The 16,805-nt window shown below is 56.5% G+C and carries 17 protein-coding genes; 8 read left to right on the top strand and 9 right to left on the bottom strand.

What is annotated here, in order from left to right:
• Nucleotides 1-7 precede the first annotated feature (7 nt).
• The 5 genes from ruvA to aspS form a co-directional block, all read right to left on the bottom strand.
• A complete protein-coding gene (ruvA, locus tag HFD97_RS17960; protein ID WP_046101988.1) occupies nucleotides 8-622 on the bottom strand; it encodes a Holliday junction branch migration protein RuvA in 615 nt (204 codons plus the stop codon).
• A 95-nt stretch (nucleotides 623-717) separates the two neighbouring features.
• Nucleotides 718-1,245 carry a crossover junction endodeoxyribonuclease RuvC gene (gene ruvC, locus HFD97_RS17965; RefSeq protein WP_009089725.1) on the bottom strand — a complete coding sequence of 176 codons (528 nt, stop codon included), beginning with the start codon at nucleotides 1,243-1,245 and terminating at the stop codon, nucleotides 718-720.
• Between the two features lie 37 nt (nucleotides 1,246-1,282).
• The gene (locus tag HFD97_RS17970) at nucleotides 1,283-2,026 is read right to left on the bottom strand and encodes a YebC/PmpR family DNA-binding transcriptional regulator (protein WP_009089723.1); all 744 of its coding nucleotides are present in this window, start codon (nucleotides 2,024-2,026) and stop codon (nucleotides 1,283-1,285) included.
• 278 nt (nucleotides 2,027-2,304) lie between these two features.
• On the bottom strand, nucleotides 2,305-2,736 hold the full coding sequence (gene nudB / locus HFD97_RS17975) for a dihydroneopterin triphosphate diphosphatase (protein ID WP_140923168.1): 432 nt from the start codon (nucleotides 2,734-2,736) through the stop codon (nucleotides 2,305-2,307).
• A complete protein-coding gene (gene aspS, locus HFD97_RS17980; protein WP_167430733.1) occupies nucleotides 2,736-4,514 on the bottom strand; it encodes an aspartate--tRNA ligase in 1,779 nt (592 codons plus the stop codon). The genes nudB and aspS overlap by 1 nt, the downstream gene beginning before the upstream one ends.
• Nucleotides 4,515-4,725: 211 nt before the next feature.
• Here aspS and HFD97_RS17985 point away from each other — a divergent pair, with 211 nt between their 5' ends.
• From HFD97_RS17985 to cmoB, 4 genes are all read left to right on the top strand, one after another.
• A complete protein-coding gene (locus HFD97_RS17985; RefSeq protein WP_167430732.1) occupies nucleotides 4,726-5,547 on the top strand; it encodes a DUF72 domain-containing protein in 822 nt (273 codons plus the stop codon).
• A gap of 70 nt (nucleotides 5,548-5,617) precedes the next feature.
• The gene (locus HFD97_RS17990) at nucleotides 5,618-6,013 is read left to right on the top strand and encodes an MAPEG family protein (protein WP_009089714.1); all 396 of its coding nucleotides are present in this window, start codon (nucleotides 5,618-5,620) and stop codon (nucleotides 6,011-6,013) included.
• 81 nt (nucleotides 6,014-6,094) lie between these two features.
• Entirely contained in the window at nucleotides 6,095-6,823 is a 729-nt protein-coding gene (cmoA, locus tag HFD97_RS17995) for a carboxy-S-adenosyl-L-methionine synthase CmoA (RefSeq protein ID WP_009089712.1), read from the top strand.
• Nucleotides 6,820-7,788, top strand: a complete 969-nt coding sequence (gene cmoB / locus HFD97_RS18000; protein WP_058957334.1) for a tRNA 5-methoxyuridine(34)/uridine 5-oxyacetic acid(34) synthase CmoB — start codon at nucleotides 6,820-6,822, stop codon at nucleotides 7,786-7,788. The genes cmoA and cmoB overlap by 4 nt, the downstream gene beginning before the upstream one ends.
• 4 nt (nucleotides 7,789-7,792) lie before the next feature.
• Here the strand turns inward: cmoB and HFD97_RS18005 are convergent, their stop codons facing one another.
• Nucleotides 7,793-8,416: a LysE family translocator gene (locus HFD97_RS18005; protein ID WP_167430731.1), complete on the bottom strand. Its 624-nt coding sequence runs from the start codon at nucleotides 8,414-8,416 to the stop codon at nucleotides 7,793-7,795.
• A 145-nt stretch (nucleotides 8,417-8,561) separates the two neighbouring features.
• On the opposite strand from HFD97_RS18005, the gene HFD97_RS18010 reads away from it, so the two are divergent.
• On the top strand, nucleotides 8,562-9,659 hold the full coding sequence (locus HFD97_RS18010) for a glycerol dehydrogenase (RefSeq protein WP_046101995.1): 1,098 nt from the start codon (nucleotides 8,562-8,564) through the stop codon (nucleotides 9,657-9,659).
• A gap of 30 nt (nucleotides 9,660-9,689) precedes the next feature.
• Here the strand turns inward: HFD97_RS18010 and HFD97_RS18015 are convergent, their stop codons facing one another.
• Complete coding sequence (locus HFD97_RS18015; protein WP_167430730.1) at nucleotides 9,690-10,538, bottom strand: hypothetical protein; 849 nt, start codon at nucleotides 10,536-10,538, stop codon at nucleotides 9,690-9,692.
• Between the two features lie 1,339 nt (nucleotides 10,539-11,877).
• A complete protein-coding gene (gene cutC, locus HFD97_RS18020; RefSeq protein ID WP_167430729.1) occupies nucleotides 11,878-12,630 on the bottom strand; it encodes a copper homeostasis protein CutC in 753 nt (250 codons plus the stop codon).
• Between the two features lie 85 nt (nucleotides 12,631-12,715).
• Between cutC and HFD97_RS18025 the strand changes: the two genes are divergently transcribed.
• Complete coding sequence (locus tag HFD97_RS18025; RefSeq protein WP_167430728.1) at nucleotides 12,716-13,861, top strand: MalY/PatB family protein; 1,146 nt, start codon at nucleotides 12,716-12,718, stop codon at nucleotides 13,859-13,861.
• Here the strand turns inward: HFD97_RS18025 and HFD97_RS18030 are convergent.
• Nucleotides 13,858-14,418, bottom strand: a complete 561-nt coding sequence (locus HFD97_RS18030) for a VOC family protein (protein WP_150029843.1) — start codon at nucleotides 14,416-14,418, stop codon at nucleotides 13,858-13,860. The two genes, HFD97_RS18025 and HFD97_RS18030, sit on opposite strands and share 4 nt — an antisense overlap.
• Nucleotides 14,419-14,731: 313 nt before the next feature.
• Between HFD97_RS18030 and HFD97_RS22405 the strand changes: the two genes are divergently transcribed.
• A complete protein-coding gene (locus HFD97_RS22405; RefSeq protein WP_009089698.1) occupies nucleotides 14,732-14,854 on the top strand; it encodes a hypothetical protein in 123 nt (40 codons plus the stop codon).
• A 211-nt stretch (nucleotides 14,855-15,065) separates the two neighbouring features.
• Nucleotides 15,066-16,796, top strand: a complete 1,731-nt coding sequence (gene argS / locus HFD97_RS18035; RefSeq protein WP_009089696.1) for an arginine--tRNA ligase — start codon at nucleotides 15,066-15,068, stop codon at nucleotides 16,794-16,796.
• Nucleotides 16,797-16,805: the final 9 nt, after the last annotated feature.

The raw sequence follows: 16,805 nt of genomic DNA on the forward strand, positions 1-16,805 counted from the left end.
ACTTACCTCAAATGGCGGCGCGTAGCGCTTCGCGGATCAGGGTTTCACAATCCGCATCCGGTCGACCGACTTTACTGATCATACGGCTCGCTTCCTGCGGTTTATAACCCAGTGATACCAGCGCTGCAACCGCTTCCGCTTCCGCATCGTTAGTTTCCGCTTCCGGCCCTGGCGTGGTGAGTGTAAAGGCTGAATCACCGCCAAACAGGTCGCCGTGCATCCCTTTAAAGCGGTCCTTCATCTCCACCACCAGACGCTCGGCGGTCTTTTTACCCACGCCGGGCAGTTTCACCAGCGACGCGATCTCCTCTTTTTCCACCGCGGTCACAAACTGCTGCGCCGACATGCCGGAGAGGATCGCCAGCGCCAGTTTTGGCCCGACGCCATTCACTTTGATCAGTTCGCGGAACAGCGTGCGCTCCTGCTTGCTGTTAAAACCAAACAGCAGCTGGGCATCTTCGCGCACCACAAAGTGGGTAAAAATCACCGCTTCGTGCTGAAGTTCAGGCAGCTCATAAAAACAGGTCATAGGCATGTAAATTTCATAGCCGACGCCGTGTGCCTCAAGCAGCACCAGTGGCGGCTGCTTTTCCAGAATGTTGCCCCGTAAACGACCTATCACCTGAATGCTTCCTTAACTTACGAATGTGGCGGATTTTATAACATAAAAAAGGCTGGATGAATATCCAGCCTGAGAGTGAGACGGTGCCGCGACCCTTAACCGGATCGCAATCGTCCGCGCGTGAGTACCAGCTTGCTGTCACTCATCCGCGTCGCATTCTGTGCCACGTGACAGTGCGTAATCGCAATGGCCAGGGCATCCGCGGCATCCGCCTGCGGGTTTGCCGGTAACTTCAGCAGGGTCCGCACCATGTGCTGCACCTGGCTTTTCTCGGCGCTGCCGATGCCTACCACCGTCTGCTTAACCTGACGGGCAGCATATTCAAACACCGGCAGGTCGTGGTTGACCGCAGCAACAATCGCCGCACCGCGAGCCTGACCCAGCTTCAGCGCCGAGTCAGCATTCTTTGCCATAAACACCTGTTCAATGGCGAAGTAATCGGGTGCGAACTGCGTGATGATTTCGCAGACGCCCGCATAAATCAGCTTCAGGCGGGCGGGAAGCTCGGCGGTGTTGGTGCGGATACAGCCGCTGCCCAGGTAGGTGAGCTGGCGGCCAGTCTGACGAATAACCCCATAACCGGTGATGCGTGAGCCGGGATCGATACCCAGGATAATCGACATTACGCCTCTCCGGTTGAAGCGGTGATGGTCAACGCCATTACAGCGTTTCCGCCACCTCGTCGGAGATTTCACCGTTGTGATAAACCTCCTGCACATCGTCGCAGTCTTCCAGCATGTCGATCAGACGCAGCAGTTTCGGTGCGGTTTCCGCATCCATTTCCGCTTTGGTGGTCGGGATCATCGACACTTCTGCGGTATCCGCTTTCAGGCCGACGGCTTCCAGTGCATCACGCACGCTGCCCATCTCTTCCCATGCGGTGAAGACATCAATCGCGCCATCGTCGTAGCTGACCACATCTTCAGCACCCGCTTCCAGCGCCGCTTCCATGACCGCATCTTCATCCTGGCCTGGCGCATAGGAGATGACGCCTTTTTTGTTAAACAGGTAGGCCACGGAGCCGTCAGTTCCCAGGTTGCCGCCGGTTTTGGTGAAGGCGTGACGCACTTCGCCAACGGTACGGTTGCGGTTGTCACTGAGGCATTCAATCATAATGGCGGAGCCACCCGGACCGTAACCTTCATAGATGATGGTTTCCATGTTGGCGTTGTCATCGCCGCCCACACCGCGCGCGATGGCGCGATCCATGGTGTCACGCGTCATGTTGTTAGACAGTGCTTTATCCATCGCCGCACGCAGACGGGGGTTAGACCCCGGATCGCCGCCGCCCAGCTTGGCTGCCGTCACCAGTTCACGAATGATTTTGGTGAAGATTTTGCCGCGCTTCGCGTCCTGCGCCGCCTTACGGTGTTTGGTGTTAGCCCACTTACTGTGTCCTGCCATTTTCTCTTCTCTCCGATCTTTTACAGGGTGCGGGCGATCTGGCTGCGATCCTGTCCTCCGGCGTAGCTCAGACAGGTCGTAACCTGTCAGCCCGTGACGGGCGAGCCTGCGCGTCATCCTCGCGGTCAACCTGCCGCGGGTGCCCTCTTGCTGGCGGGGAACATTGTCGCGGCGGCGATGACGCCCGACTGTTTAATAGTGTGGTGTCGTTGTGTTAACACTCACCCGATTCAACTTATCATCTCTCCGTCGCCGGAATAGCGGGCGGCGACAGGTTTTCAGGCGAACTCTTCGATTGCCTGGCGGTTACTCCATGAACGGGTCAATGCTGCCGCCTCCGCCGCTGTCAGCCAGCGAAAGGCCAGATGTTCGGTCAGCCTCACATCGCGCTCCGCTGGCAGTTGCAGGCGAAACCAGTGCTCGTGATTATGGGTGACATCCGGTGCATAGCGATGGCGGAAATGAGGAAAGATTTCAAAGTCGATTTGACGCTGACAATCTTCCATCTCCAGACGCTCAGCCAGCACATCAATACCGACCTCTTCATTCACTTCGCGACAGGCGGTCGCCAGCGGAGACTCACCCGGCTCCAGGCTGCCGGTGACCGACTGCCAGAACGCGGGATCGTCACGCCGCTGCAGCATCAACACCCGGCCAGTATCACGCGCCGAAATCACTACCAGCACTGAAACCGGGTGTTTATAGCCCATTATTTATTCTCAGGCTTTTCTTTTTTAACCACCTGAATGCCCAGCTCCAGCAGGGAAGCCGGGTTCGCTTCGCTTGGCGCTTCGGTCATCATACAGGCGGCTGCCGTGGTTTTCGGGAAGGCGATCACGTCACGGATGTTGTCGGTGCCGGTCAGCAGCATGGTCAGACGGTCCAGACCAAACGCCAGGCCCGCATGCGGCGGCGTACCGAACTTCAGCGCGTCCAGCAGGAAGCCAAATTTCTCACGCTGCTCGTGCTCTTCAATACCCAGAATGCTGAACACCGTCTGCTGCATGTTGCCGTTGTGGATACGCACAGAACCGCCGCCCACTTCGTAACCGTTGATCACCATGTCGTAGGCGTTCGCCACGGCACGGGTCGGATCGGTCGCCAGCTCTTCGGCGCTCATCTCTTTTGGCGCCGTGAATGGATGGTGCATTGCGGCCAGACCGCCCTCTTCGTCCTCTTCGAACATCGGGAAGTCGATTACCCACAGCGGTGCCCAGGCGTTCTCGTCGGTGAGGTTCAGCTCGCGACCTACCTTCAGGCGCAGGGCACCCAGTGCGTCAGCCACCACTCTGGCGCGGTCAGCACCAAAGAAGATGATGTCGCCATCCTGCGCGCCGGTACGGCTCAGGATGCCCTCAACGATCTCCGCATTCAGGAATTTGGCAACCGGGCTCTGCACGCCCTCCAGTCCATCGGCACGGACATTGACCTTCATCCACGCCAGGCCTTTCGCGCCGTATATTTCGACAAACTTGCCATACTCATCAATCTGCTTACGGCTCAGCTGTGCACCGGTCGGCACGCGCAGCGCGGCGACGCGGCCTTTTTCATCGTTGGCCGGGCCAGAGAAGACCTGGAATTCGACGTTTTTCAGCAGGTCGCCTACGTCCACCAGCTCCATCGGGTTACGCAGGTCCGGCTTGTCGGAGCCGTAGCGGTGCATCGCTTCCGCAAAAGTCATCTGCGGAAACTCACCGAGATCCACACCCTTGACGTCCAGCCACAGGTTGCGAATCAGACGCTCCATGGTTTCACGCACCTGTGGCGCGGTCATGAATGAGGTTTCAACATCGATCTGGGTAAATTCAGGCTGACGATCGGCACGTAAATCTTCATCGCGGAAGCATTTCACGATCTGATAGTAGCGATCAAAACCGGACATCATCAGCAGCTGTTTGAACAGCTGAGGTGACTGCGGCAGCGCATAGAATTTACCTTTGTGAACCCGGCTTGGCACCAGATAATCACGCGCACCTTCCGGTGTCGCTTTGGTCAGCATCGGGGTTTCAATATCCAGGAAGCCTTCGTCATCCATAAAGCGACGCACAAAGCTGGTGATGCGGGCGCGGGTTTTCAGACGAGCCACCATCTCCGGGCGACGCAGATCCAGATAGCGATACTTCAGGCGCGCTTCTTCGCTGTTGGTCTGATTAGAGTCCAGCGGCAGGGGTTCAGAGCGGTTGATGATGGTCAGTTCCTGGGCGAACACTTCCACTTCACCGGTTGCCATGTCGCTGTTTTTGTTCTTCTCATCACGCGCACGCACGGTACCGGTAATCTGGATGCAGAATTCGTTACGCAGTTCAGAAGCCAGCTTAAATGCGTCCTGACGATCGGGATCGAAGAACACCTGTACGATGCCTTCACGGTCGCGCATGTCGATAAAAATCAGACTGCCCAGATCGCGACGGCGGTTTACCCAGCCGCAAAGCGTGACTTGCTGACCCACATGAGACAGATTGAGCTGTCCGCAATATTCTGTACGCATAACACTATCCTTTTAACTTCGCCGCTGCAGCTGACAGCATCCGGCCGCGTTACCTGATGCGATGCTGTCGCAAAAATGGCGGCCATTATAATGGAAAAAGCCAGGCAGGATAAACATATCCGCGCCAAAGCACCGATTTCCTCTGTGCATTTGCCCCCCTGCCTGAGCCTGACAGATAATAGGGTATCTTAACCGGCCGCGAGGAGCGCGCGTGACACTGCGTATTGGCCTGCCCCAGTGGCAGCACTCACACTGGAAACGCTGGGGCATTGAAAGCCTGGCGGACTATGCACGCTATTTCCATTGTGTGGAGGGAAACACCACGCTGTATGCGCTGCCAAATGCCGAAACGGTGATGCGCTGGCGCGACATGACGCATGAGGCATTTCGCTTCTGCTTTAAGTTTCCCAACACCATCAGCCATCAGGCGGCGCTGCAGCACAGCGACGATCTGCTGACCGATTTTCTGCGCCTGATGGAGCCGCTGGCCGATCGCATCGGTCAGTACTGGCTGCAGCTGCCTGCCAGCTTCTCCCCGCCGCAGCTCGATGACCTGTGGCGTTTTCTCGACAGCCTGCCACGCCGTTTTCACTACGGGGTGGAGGTGCGCCATCCCGCGTTCTTTGCTAAAGGCGAGGCGGAGCGGGCGCTGAACCGCGGCCTGCTGGCACGCGGCATCAATCGCGTGATGCTCGACAGCCGTCCGGTGCATGCTTCCACGTCACAGAGTCCGGCCGCGCTGGCCGCCCGCGCGCAGAAACCGCGGGTGCCGCCCCACGCGCTGCGCACCGGTTCACAGCCGATGGTGCGCTTTATCGGCAGCGACAGTGTGGAAGAGAGCGTGCCGCTGTTTCAGATCTGGCGCAGCAAACTGGCCGAGTGGCAGCAGCAGGGTGACGCCATGCTGTTTCTGCACACGCCCGATATGGGCCAGGTTTTTCCACTGGTGCAGGCGCTGTGGCCGCAGCTGCAAGAGATCGATCCGGCCATCGGTGACGGGCCAGACTGGCCGCAGCAGGCATCACTGTTTTGAACGCCATACGGGACAGCGTGCCGAACGCTGGATAGAATAGTCCCTCTTCTGAATGCGTACCGGAGTGACAATGATAAGCGCGTTATACGTGGTACTGGGTGCCTTACTGATCATGAAATTCACGCTGGACGTCGTGCGTTTCCGCCGTTTTTATCGCGTGGCGTATGGCGACGGCGGCTATCACGACCTGAAAATGGCGATTCGCATTCACGGTAACGCCATCGAAACCATTCCCCTGGCGCTGCTGCTGCTGGTCGTGATGGAGATGAACGGCGCGGATATCTGGATGGTGCACCTCACCGCGCTGCTGTTTTTCATCGGCCGGTTTCTGCACGCCTGGGGATTACGCAACAGCGCAATGACCGGTCGCAAATATGGCATGATGCTGACGCTGTTTTCCCTCTGCGGCATGGTTATTTTTAACCTGATCTATCTCCCCTGGGATCTGGTGCTGTCGCTCCATTAAGCGGGGCGGGGTTAAGGGGTGCAGCCTGCCCCACTTTCTGCCAGAATAGCGCCCTTTCCGTCGTCTCTTCGGATTTTCGATATGTCTGACCGCGATCAACTCTTCTCAGCGCCCATTGCAAAACTGGGCGACTGGACTTTTGACGAGCGCGTGGCTGAAGTCTTTCCTGACATGATTCAGCGCTCGGTGCCTGGCTACTCCAACATCATTTCGATGATTGGCATGCTGGCAGAACGTTTTGTTACCCCGCAGAGCCGGGTGTATGACCTGGGCTGCTCACTGGGCGCAGCCACCCTGTCGGTGCGGCGCAATATTCATGTGCCGGGTTGTGAGATCATCGCGGTGGATAACTCGCCCGCGATGGTGGAGCGCTGCCGTCGTCATCTGGATGCCTTCCGCGCCGATACGCCGGTGACGGTGCTGGAAGCGGATATCCGCGATATTGAGATTGAGAACGCCTCGCTGGTGGTGCTCAACTTCACGTTACAGTTTCTGGAGCCGCCTGCACGCCTGGCGCTGCTGACGAAAATCTGGCAGGGACTGAAACCGGGTGGCGCGCTGGTGCTGTCTGAGAAGTTCAGTTTTGAAGATGCGGAAGTCGGTGAGCTGTTATTTAACATGCATCATGACTTCAAGCGCGCCAACGGGTACAGCGAACTGGAAATCAGCCAGAAGCGCAGCATGCTGGAAAACGTGATGCTGACCGACAGCGTTGAAGCCCACAAAGCCCGCCTGAAGCAGGCCGGTTTCCCGCACGCCGAACTCTGGTTCCAGTGCTTTAATTTTGGTTCACTGGTGGCGTTGAAATGATCGACTTTGGCCGTTTTTATCAGCAAATTGCGGTAGGCCCGCTGGCGAAGTGGCTGGAAGTATTACCGGCTCAAATCAGCGAATGGCAGCGGGAAAACCTGCACGGCCACTTCCGGGACTGGTACAAGTCGCTGGAGTATCTGCCGCTGCTCGCGCCCCAGAAGCTGGACCTGCTGCACAGCGTCACCGCCGACCGTGATGACATCAGCGATCGCCATCGTCAGGGCATTGAGAAATTACTGCGTAACCTGATGCCGTGGCGCAAAGGGCCTTACTCCCTCTATGGCACGCACATCAACACCGAGTGGCGATCTGACTGGAAGTGGGAGCGCGTGTTGCCACATATCTCCCCCCTGGCGGGCCGCACCGTGCTTGATGTGGGCTGTGGCAGCGGCTATCACATGTGGCGCATGATCGGTGCCGGTGCGCATCTGGTGGTCGGCATCGATCCGATGCAGCTCTTCCTGGTGCAGTTTGAAGCCGTGCGCAAGCTGCTCAATGACGATCGCCGGGCGCACATGCTGCCGCTGGGGATCGAGCAGTTACCGGCACTGCAGGCGTTTGATACCGTCTTCTCTATGGGGGTGCTCTATCATCGTCGCTCCCCGCTGGATCACCTGTTACAGCTCAAAAACCAGCTGGTCAGCGGCGGCGAGCTGGTGCTGGAAACGCTGGTGATTGAGGGCGATGTGAATCAGGTTCTGGTGCCCGGCGAGCGCTATGCCCAGATGCGCAACGTCTTCTTTATTCCGTCAGCCGAGGCCCTGAAGAGCTGGCTGGAAAAAAGCGGGTTTGTGGATGTGCGGATCGTTGATTTTGCCCGCACCACCACGGAAGAGCAGCGCCGGACCGACTGGATGACCAGCGAATCCCTGGCAGAGTTTCTCGACCCCGATGACGCCAGCAAAACGATTGAGGGCTACCCCGCTCCCCTGCGTGCCGTGCTGGTCGCCACCAAACCCTGACGTCTCAGCGGCGGGACAAGGCCAGTTTCGCCGCAAATCCAATAAACACGCAGCCGGTCAAACGATCCATCACCTTCAGCACCGCAGGTTTTTGCAGATGACCGGCGAAAAAGTGGCTGCCGCCAATCAGCACCGCATTCCAGACCAGCCCCAGCAGCATGTGAGCCAGCGCCATCAGGCTGCACCAGAGCGGCACTGACGCTCCGGACGGAATGAACTGAGGCAGAAAGGTGACGTAAAAGATCCCCACTTTTGGATTCAGCAGGTTGCCCATCAATCCCCGACTGAAGCAGGCCAGATAGCCCTGCTGGCGAACCGCGGGCTGAGCTACAGCAGGCGACTGCTGGCGCGGGGTGACCAGCAACCTGACGCCCAGATAGCAGAGCCAGGCCGCGCCGAGCCATTTCAGCAGGTTATAGGCAATCTCAGACGCCATCAGCAGCGCCCCCAGCCCCAGCCCGACGGCGATCCCCCAGAGCAGACAACCCAGCGTCACACCCAGCGCTGTCGCCCAGGCGCGCTGCCAGCCCTGCGCAATGGCCGTTCGCAGCACCAGCGCGGTGTCAAACCCAGGCGTGAGCGTCAGAATGGTTATCGCAAACAGAAATGAAAAGAGCGTGGCGCTCATAATGATTCTCCGTTGTTTCACCCGGTAAGGGGTGTTCAGGCAGCTTAACAGCCCTGACAGCGTAATGCGCGGGATCACCTGCCATGCCGGGCGGATTGTGCCAGGCTGGATCGGGTCGGGCTATTCATATTAAGGAGACGTGATTATGAGTAAATTTATTTTTTCATCACCCCGTAAATATGTGCAGGGCGCAGGTGTACTGGACGAGCTGGGAACGTTGCTGACTGAACTGGGCGATCAGGCTTTTCTGGTGGCGGATGAGGTTGTCTGGAAGCTGATTGGTGAACGGACGCAACAGACGTTGCAGTCCGCGGGAGTGAAATTCAGCTGGCAGCAATTTAACGGCGAGGCCTCCAGCAATGAGATCACCCGTCTCAGTGCGCTGGCGAAGCGCCAGGGTTGTAACGTGATTGTCGGACTGGGCGGCGGCAAAACGCTGGACACGGTTAAGGCGGTAGCGGACGAACTTCAGCAGCCGGTAGCCATCGTGCCGACCATTGCCTCTACCGATGCCCCCTGCAGCGCTCTGTCAGTCATCTACTCTGACAGTGGCGTATTTGAGAGCTATCGCTTCTACAGCAAAAACCCTGATTTGGTGCTGGTGGATACGGCTGTCTGCGCCAGTGCGCCTGCGCGACTCTTTGCCTCTGGCATTGCCGATGGGCTGGCCACCTGGGTTGAAGCGCAGGCCGTGGCGCGTTCCCATGCGAAATCCATGGTCAACGGCGATCCGACCCTTGCCGGACTGGCGATTGCCCGTGCCTGCGAAGAAACACTGCTCAAGTGGGGTTACAGCGCCTATATCGCCGTGAGCGAAAAACGGGTCACGCCCGCCGTGGAAGCGGTGGTTGAGGCGAATACGCTGCTCTCAGGACTGGGCTTTGAAAACGGCGGGCTGGCAGCCGCTCACGCCATTCACAATGGTTTTACCGCCATTGATGGTGACATTCATCATCTGACCCACGGCGAAAAAGTTGCCTATGGCACACTGACGCAGATGGTGCTTGAGCAGCGTCCGGACGAGGAAATTGCGCGCTACATCCGTTTCTATCGCTCTATCAACATGCCGACCACGCTCCGCGAGATGCATCTTGAAAATGAAAGCTGGGAGAATCTGGTGAAAGTGGGCGCTCTGGCCAACAGTGAGGGGGATACGCTAAAAAACCTGAATCCTCATCTGTCACCGGAAGATATTGCCAACGCCCTGCTGGCGCTGGATGCCTTCAGCCAGACAGTGAAATAAGCCGCCAACGGGCGATGTACCGATCGCCCGTTACTCCTCCGCCGCAGGCTGATCCCAGTACTCATATTTATAGGCAGAACTGAGGTGGCGTTCGATGGTGCCGCGCGTGAAGATTTCGGTCTCATGCAGGTAGCTCAGGGTGCAGTTACCGACCTCATCCCATGACTGGCACTCGTCCACCGAGCGGATGGTGCTCAGCGGCGTGGTGGCCGTGCCGTTCAGACGCACTTCACGCCATTGCGGATCGTAGGTGTAGTTGTCCGTGCTGCGGGCGGAAGTGGTGCGTGTCACCAGTCCCTTTGGATTCCAGTGATAGTGAAACTCGCCGTTGGTCGTCGGGTCGCTGCCGCGCGCCACGCTCTTCTCCAGGCGCAACTGGCGATCATAGCGATAGGTCGTGTCGGTAAAACCGCTTTTTCCCATGCTGATAAATTTGTCAGAGGCGCTGGTGATATTGCCATGCTCCCCTTTCTGCCAGTTAATCGTGCCCTGTCGGTTGTCGACCACGACTTCCTTGCCCTCTTTCAGCACTTTCACCAGCCAGGCATATTCCGCCACCCAGCCGCCCTGCACTCTGGCAATGTGCTGCTCCATACTGAGGATAACGTTGCGCTCATTTTTGTCATAGCTGACGTCAGCCACGGTCAGGTCGCCGCAGGCGTCAAACTGGCCCAGCACCCGCTTTTGAGAATTCACATCCTTGCCAAATTCCCCCGCAATCACCTGCTTCACTGCGCCTTTGGCATTGCCGCCGAGCAGAATCAGGTTATTGCTGTTGGTGATGGTTGTGCTCTGCGGCCGGCATGCGCTGGCCGCCACGCTGCCACTGCACAGCGCAGTCAGCAACAGGATGAGAGCGGCACTCTGATTGCGATTCATAGGGTCAGTTCCGGGCAACGTTGCTGTAAGTGTAAACCCTGCCGTGAAAAAGAGCGGCAACCGGTGACGAATTGAAGCTGCCGCCCGGAGTTATGCCTCAAGCGGTGCGGTGATGTAAGCGTAACGGATAGCGCGGCGGTTTGCGTGGCTCTCTGCGGTAAAAGTCCCGGATGGCAGTGAATAATTTATCTGAACGACGGCTGCGCATTGTGCGGGTGGTCTACCCGGCTGATCGGCTGTAAGGGATATGAAAACACGCTGAAGCGGCGGCACGTATTTTCCTCGTCCGGATTCAGCAGGGAAAGCGAGGGAGCCACTCCGTATCAAGCTGGATAGCAAGTATTGGGCTGAAAACCGTCAGACAGTTATTTTCAGGCTGTCGCTAGAATGGCCTCTGGCAGGGCTCAACACTTTTGCATTGCTTAACGGAATTATTTATATTTACTCCAGCTTTTTATCCATACCGGTACTGCCGTCTGTCTGTATTACTCATCATGTCGGGTTTATAACGAACGGAGAAAGGAATCATGGCGCGTAATATTGCCCCCGGATATTGTGTTGTGAATACTTCTGGGTCCGGGGGCGTTGCCTGTGCTGCGGTGGGTTCGCTAGTCGGCGGGGCCGCTGCAAGTGCAGCAAACGATTATTTTATGGATATGTGGTTAAAAAAACATGGAAAATAGGCTTTTTTATCTCGCTATGGGCTGTGCCCTTGTGCCTTTCTTTATTACCATTATACAGTTCGTGATCTTTTCCATTAACAAAGAGAAATATGATTCTTTGTTATCTTTTTACCATGATGCCAGGTTTGAATTACCACCCCTTTACAGGTTTTATGGGTCTATGGGTTTTTTGGGGTCGTTTGGCATGTCCTATTTCTTCTCAAGACTCAGAAAAGGAAAAAAGGTCATTTTTCAGCCCAGACAACACGTTGCTATTACCGAGCATCTGAAAGGCATGAACTACAACCTCACTGGATGGATTGATAATTACTATTACCTTTCACTTTCATCGCTGTTTTTGTATGCCATTTTTTTAATAATTTCTTTAGTGAAAGCTATCATCACACAATTTTGAAACCCGCCTTTATCAGACGCAAAGAGAGCCAGAAATTCGTACGCGTAATACATAGTCCTGGCCTTACTTGTACAGACTATCCAGTCAGAGACAGGGAGTGCGTTTTAAAAAAACCTCAGGCTTTTACAAAACCTGAGCCGATGCTGATTTGATCCTAAACCTTAATTTCAGACAAAAAGAACCCCAGCAAGCATACTGGGGTTTGGTACTTGCAAACACCACGTCAATGATCGGCGTGCTGCGCGGCAAAATCTGTTGTAGCTCAGGCAACCCGGACGCTGCTCATCTGCATCACGCTTTTCATCGCCTCAACCACATCGCCGTCGACGCAGTAGCGGCTGAACTCGTCGGTTTCGGCTTCTGAACACATGGAAACACCCGCTTTGCGGTAGCGCATCGGCGAGGCCATCAGGCGACTGGCCGAGCTGTGAACTTCGCGAATGTCCATATCGAGAAACTTTTGCAGGTTGCTGAGACGTACCCCGGCACCCGCCATAATAGTAGGACCCGTGCTGGTCTCATTAAGTTCCCGGAGTAATGCAATTCCGTTTTCGGCGCTCTGCTGCTGCCCGGAGGTCAGAATCCGTGCCACCCCCAGATCGGTTAATGTTTCCAGGGCGCGCTTAGGGCTGTGACAGAGATCGAAGGCCCGATGAAAGGTGACGCTCAGGCCATCACACAGCGCCATAATCTGACGCATCTGACCCTGATGGATGTGGGCATCTTCATCCAGCATACCAATCACCAGTCCCGGGAAACCGAGTTCACGGATTAGCGCCACGTCCGATTTCATCGCTTCAAATTCACGTGCGGTGTAACAAAAATCGCCCCCGCGTGGCCGGACAATAGGATGAACCGGAATCGAAACCGCCTGACGGGCCGCCTTCAGCATCCCCGCAGACGGGGTCAGACCGCCTTCGCGCGGGGCGGCACAGAGTTCAACCCGATCGGCACCCGCCTGTTGTGCGGTCACGGCGCAGTCCACGCCATAGCAGCAAATTTCCAGTGTGGTCATTCTCTTCTCCTTTACATGACTCTGGTTCAAGGCAGATTCATCAGTTAGTCTGGCTGCTGGAATGAGTTTACCGGGAAAGTTAACTATGGCATTCAATTTCGACCAACGGATAGACCGCCGTCACAGCGATAGTCTCAAATGGAACAAATATGCGGACCAGGACATTCTGCCGTTGTGGGTCGCGGATACCGATTTCCGATCGCCGGATTGCATCATTAACGCGATAAAAGCCCGTGCCGAACATGGGATTTTTGGTTACGGCGACACGCCCGTTGAGTTTATCGACAGCGCGATCGCCTGGCTTGCCTCACGCTATCAGTGGCACGTAAATCCGGAGTGGATTGTGGTACTGCCCGGCGTGGTGAGCGGGCTGAACCTGGCTGTCCGTGCCTTTACGGCCTCAGACGAACGCACGGTAGCGCCGACCCCGATTTATCCCCCTTTTCGCGGGGCGTCAAAGCTGGCGGAGCGCACTCAGCTGAATCTGCCGCTGAACCTGAACGCGGGACGCTGGCTGCTCGATCTGACGGCAGCTGAGGGTGAGATGACGGGCAGCGAGCGGCTGTTAATGCTCTGCAATCCGCAGAATCCGGGCGGCACCGTCTATCGCCGGGATGAACTGCTGGCGCAGCTCGCCTTTGCGCAGAAGCACGATTTGATTGTCTGCTCTGACGAGATCCACAGCGATCTGCTGCTGGAGCCGGGTGTTCAGCACATCCCGTTTGCCAGCCTGAGCGAAGACGCTGCGCAGCGCAGCGTAACCCTGATGTCGCCGTCCAAAACCTTTAATATTGCCGGGCTTGGCGCATCCATCGCCATTATTCCGAATCCCGAACTACGCGCGCGCTTTACGCGGTTGCGGCGCGGCATTGTGCCTGACGTCGATATTCTGGCGATTACGGCAGCGGCGGCGGCGTGGCGCGAGGGTGAATCCTGGCTGGACGCGCAGAACCTCTACCTGCGCAGCAACCGCGACTGGCTGGTGTCGCAGGTCAATAAAATGACCGGCCTGTCACTCGCCGCACCGGAAGCCACCTACCTGGCCTGGATCGACGCCAGCGAACTGGGCGTCGCCAGCCCGGCGCTCTACTTCGAAAAACACGGTCTGGGTTTAACCGCAGGCCGGGAATTTGGCAATGACCAGTTTGTCCGGCTCAATTTCGGCTGCACGCGCGCGCTGCTTGACGAGGCGGTCGCCCGCCTGAAACGCGCGGTCGCCGCCCGGATTTAGTTCTGCTCGCTGGCGACAATCTCTTCCAGTCGCCACGGATGAAACTTGATTGTCGTCTGTCCATCCGTCACCGCCAGCGTCGGATTGGGCAGACGCTCATTCTCTCCCTTCGGCGCGCTGGTTTTAAACGAAATGCCCGGCTGCGTCAGTGCCGCGTCAGAGAGTAAGGCCATTGCGCGCATGCCCAGCGACTCCGGATCGCCGCGTAACACGACCTCAACGTGTTCCCAGCCTTCATGGCGATAGCGCTTTTCACCCGGCCACGGCAGTTCCACCACATCAATCTGACACCCTGCCACGGTTAAGGGTTGATCGAGCTTAAACAGACAAATCGGTCGCCCGTTGATGACGGCGGAGGAAAATTCTGTGCCCATCTGCTGCAGACCCTTCTGCCAGCGTGCCGCCGTGGTGTCCTGATGACAGCGCACCGCAATATGGTCGATTTCGTGATCGCAAAGAGACAAACCCAGGCGCTGCGCAAAGTTTTGCAACGATTCTTCAAAACGCTCTAAATCTGACTTTAAATCATCCAATTCTGCCGGAAAAGTATGCTTCACAACCCTTATTCCTCTCTCTTTATTTAACTTTTGTGACCAGTCTGCTTTATTGTGCGCCGGGAGTTAAGCGTAATAAATGATAAGATTCATCTTATTTGACCGGAAATTTAACGCAAAACCGCATAATAACATCTTTCATTTCGGATTTATCTCCTGTTTAGGACCATGAGTTCCTTGATGAAGTTATATTAAATATATGATTAAATTAGACTTCTTTATTACAATAAGATAACTCTCATTTCAACCTCAATCAATTGCAGCTCTCCCTGCCTTCCTATAAATTTGACCTAACACAACCAAAAGGAATGGCTCTATGTCTATGCTCATCGTTGTCGCTGTCCTGATCGCACTGATGGGATTTGCAATTTCCCGCCACTGGAAGGTGCGTGAAGATAAAAGCGTTAAGAACCCCCGCCGTCATCTGAGACGTCGTTAATGCCTCCGGGAAACATCTTCTTTGGCTCTGTTTCCCCGCTTCATCCAGCTACTGACGCCCACTGACATTTCACGTATACTTTCCCCCTCATTTTTTTCCGTTTTGTCTGCCTCATCCGTTTCTGCCCGTCCGTGACGCGATGCTGTCAGGCAAGATGATGACAGTCCGGCTTAGCAGGCTCGGGCGTTGTTCAGCTTATGAAGGTAACTCGGTGAATATTCAGGCACTTCTTTCCGCAAAAGTCAGTCAGGCAATGGTTTTAGCCGGCGCACCCGCCGATTGCGAACCGCAGGTTCGTCAGTCCGCCAGGGTCCAGTTTGGAGACTATCAGGCCAACGGTATTATGGCCGTGGCGAAAAAGCTGGGACAGGCTCCGCGACAATTAGCGGAAGCGGTGATCCAGCATCTCGACCTGACCGGCATCGCCAGCAAAGTCGAAATCGCCGGACCGGGCTTCATCAATATTTTCCTTGATCACGCCTGGCTGGCGAAGCATGCCCGTGAAGCCCTGAGTCTGCCGCGTCTGGGCGTGCAGCTGGCTGAGCCTCAGACGATCGTGGTCGACTACTCTGCGCCTAACGTCGCCAAAGAGATGCACGTGGGCCACGTCCGTTCCACCATCATTGGTGATGCCGCCGTTCGTACGCTGGAGTTTCTCGGCCATCGGGTGATCCGTGCGAACCACGTCGGGGACTGGGGCACTCAGTTCGGCATGCTGATCGCGTTCCTGGAAAAGCAGCAGAACGAGAACCACGCAGAGATGGCGCTGGCCGATCTCGAAGCCTTCTACCGTGAAGCCAAGCGCACCTATGACGAAGATCCTGAGTTTGCCGAGCGTGCACGCAGCTACGTGGTGAAATTACAGGGTGGCGATCCTTACTGCCGTGAGATGTGGAAGAAGCTGGTCGACATCACGATGAGTCAGAACCAGAAGATTTATGACCGCATGAACGTCACCCTGACCCGCGACGATGTGATGGGTGAGAGTCTTTACAACGATATGCTGCCTGGCATTGTGGCTGACCTGAAGCAGAAAGGGTTAGCCGTCGAGAGTGAAGGCGCGACCGTGGTATTCCTGGATGAGTTCCAGAACAAAGAAGGTGAGCCGATGGGCGTCATCATCCAGAAGAAGGATGGTGGCTACCTCTACACCACGACCGATATCGCCTGTGCGAAATATCGTTATGAGACCCTGAAAGCTGACCGTGTGCTTTACTACATTGACTCTCGTCAGCATCAGCACCTGGTGCAGGCCTGGACTATCGTGCGTAAAGCCGGTTATGTTCCGGAGTCGGTGCCGCTCGAACACCATGCCTTTGGCATGATGCTGGGCAAAGATGGCCGTCCGTTCAAAACCCGCAGCGGTGGCACCATCAAGCTTTCCGACCTTCTGGATGAAGCTTATCAGCGTGCTTACACGCTGGTGCGTGAGAAGAACCCGGAGATGAGCGAAGCGGAAGTCAAAACGCTGGCGGAAGTGGTCGGGATCAGCGCGGTGAAATATGCTGACCTTTCCAAGAGCCGCACCACCGACTACATCTTCGACTGGGACAACATGCTGGCCTTCGAGGGTAACACGGCGCCTTACATGCAGTATGCCTACACCCGCGTACTCTCGGTGTTCCGCAAGGCGGGTATTGATGCCGATTCGCTGGATGCTGAGATTGTCATCAGCGAAGAGCGCGAAGCCCAGCTGGCGACCCGCCTGCTGCAGTTCGAAGAGATCATCACTCAGGTTGCCCGTGACGGCACTCCCCATGTGATGTGTGCCTATCTCTACGATCTGGCCGGTCTTTTCTCCGGCTTCTACGAGCACTGCCCGATCCTGACGGCAGAGTCAGAGTCAACCCGCCTGAGCCGGCTGCAGCTGGCTGCGCTGACCGCGAAGACGCTGAAGCAGGGTCTGGATACGCTGGGCATCGACACCGTCGAGCGCATGTAATCGTCGCGA

Source organism: Pantoea sp. EKM103V (assembly GCF_011800365.1).
GTDB lineage: Bacteria > Pseudomonadota > Gammaproteobacteria > Enterobacterales > Enterobacteriaceae > Pantoea > Pantoea anthophila.

Coding starts and splice junctions, on each gene's coding strand:
- nudB (WP_140923168.1), bottom strand. CDS start 2,736: ATGGGCTATAAACACCCGGTTTCAGTGCTGGTAGTGATTTCGGCGCGT.
- cmoA (WP_009089712.1), top strand. CDS start 6,095: ATGTCTGACCGCGATCAACTCTTCTCAGCGCCCATTGCAAAACTGGGC.
- HFD97_RS18015 (WP_167430730.1), bottom strand. CDS start 10,538: ATGAATCGCAATCAGAGTGCCGCTCTCATCCTGTTGCTGACTGCGCTG.
- HFD97_RS17970 (WP_009089723.1), bottom strand. CDS start 2,026: ATGGCAGGACACAGTAAGTGGGCTAACACCAAACACCGTAAGGCGGCG.
- aspS (WP_167430733.1), bottom strand. CDS start 4,514: ATGCGTACAGAATATTGCGGACAGCTCAATCTGTCTCATGTGGGTCAG.
- HFD97_RS18005 (WP_167430731.1), bottom strand. CDS start 8,416: ATGAGCGCCACGCTCTTTTCATTTCTGTTTGCGATAACCATTCTGACG.
- HFD97_RS18010 (WP_046101995.1), top strand. CDS start 8,562: ATGAGTAAATTTATTTTTTCATCACCCCGTAAATATGTGCAGGGCGCA.
- ruvC (WP_009089725.1), bottom strand. CDS start 1,245: ATGTCGATTATCCTGGGTATCGATCCCGGCTCACGCATCACCGGTTAT.
- HFD97_RS18025 (WP_167430728.1), top strand. CDS start 12,716: ATGGCATTCAATTTCGACCAACGGATAGACCGCCGTCACAGCGATAGT.
- cmoB (WP_058957334.1), top strand. CDS start 6,820: ATGATCGACTTTGGCCGTTTTTATCAGCAAATTGCGGTAGGCCCGCTG.
- HFD97_RS17990 (WP_009089714.1), top strand. CDS start 5,618: ATGATAAGCGCGTTATACGTGGTACTGGGTGCCTTACTGATCATGAAA.
- cutC (WP_167430729.1), bottom strand. CDS start 12,630: ATGACCACACTGGAAATTTGCTGCTATGGCGTGGACTGCGCCGTGACC.
- HFD97_RS22405 (WP_009089698.1), top strand. CDS start 14,732: ATGTCTATGCTCATCGTTGTCGCTGTCCTGATCGCACTGATGGGATTT.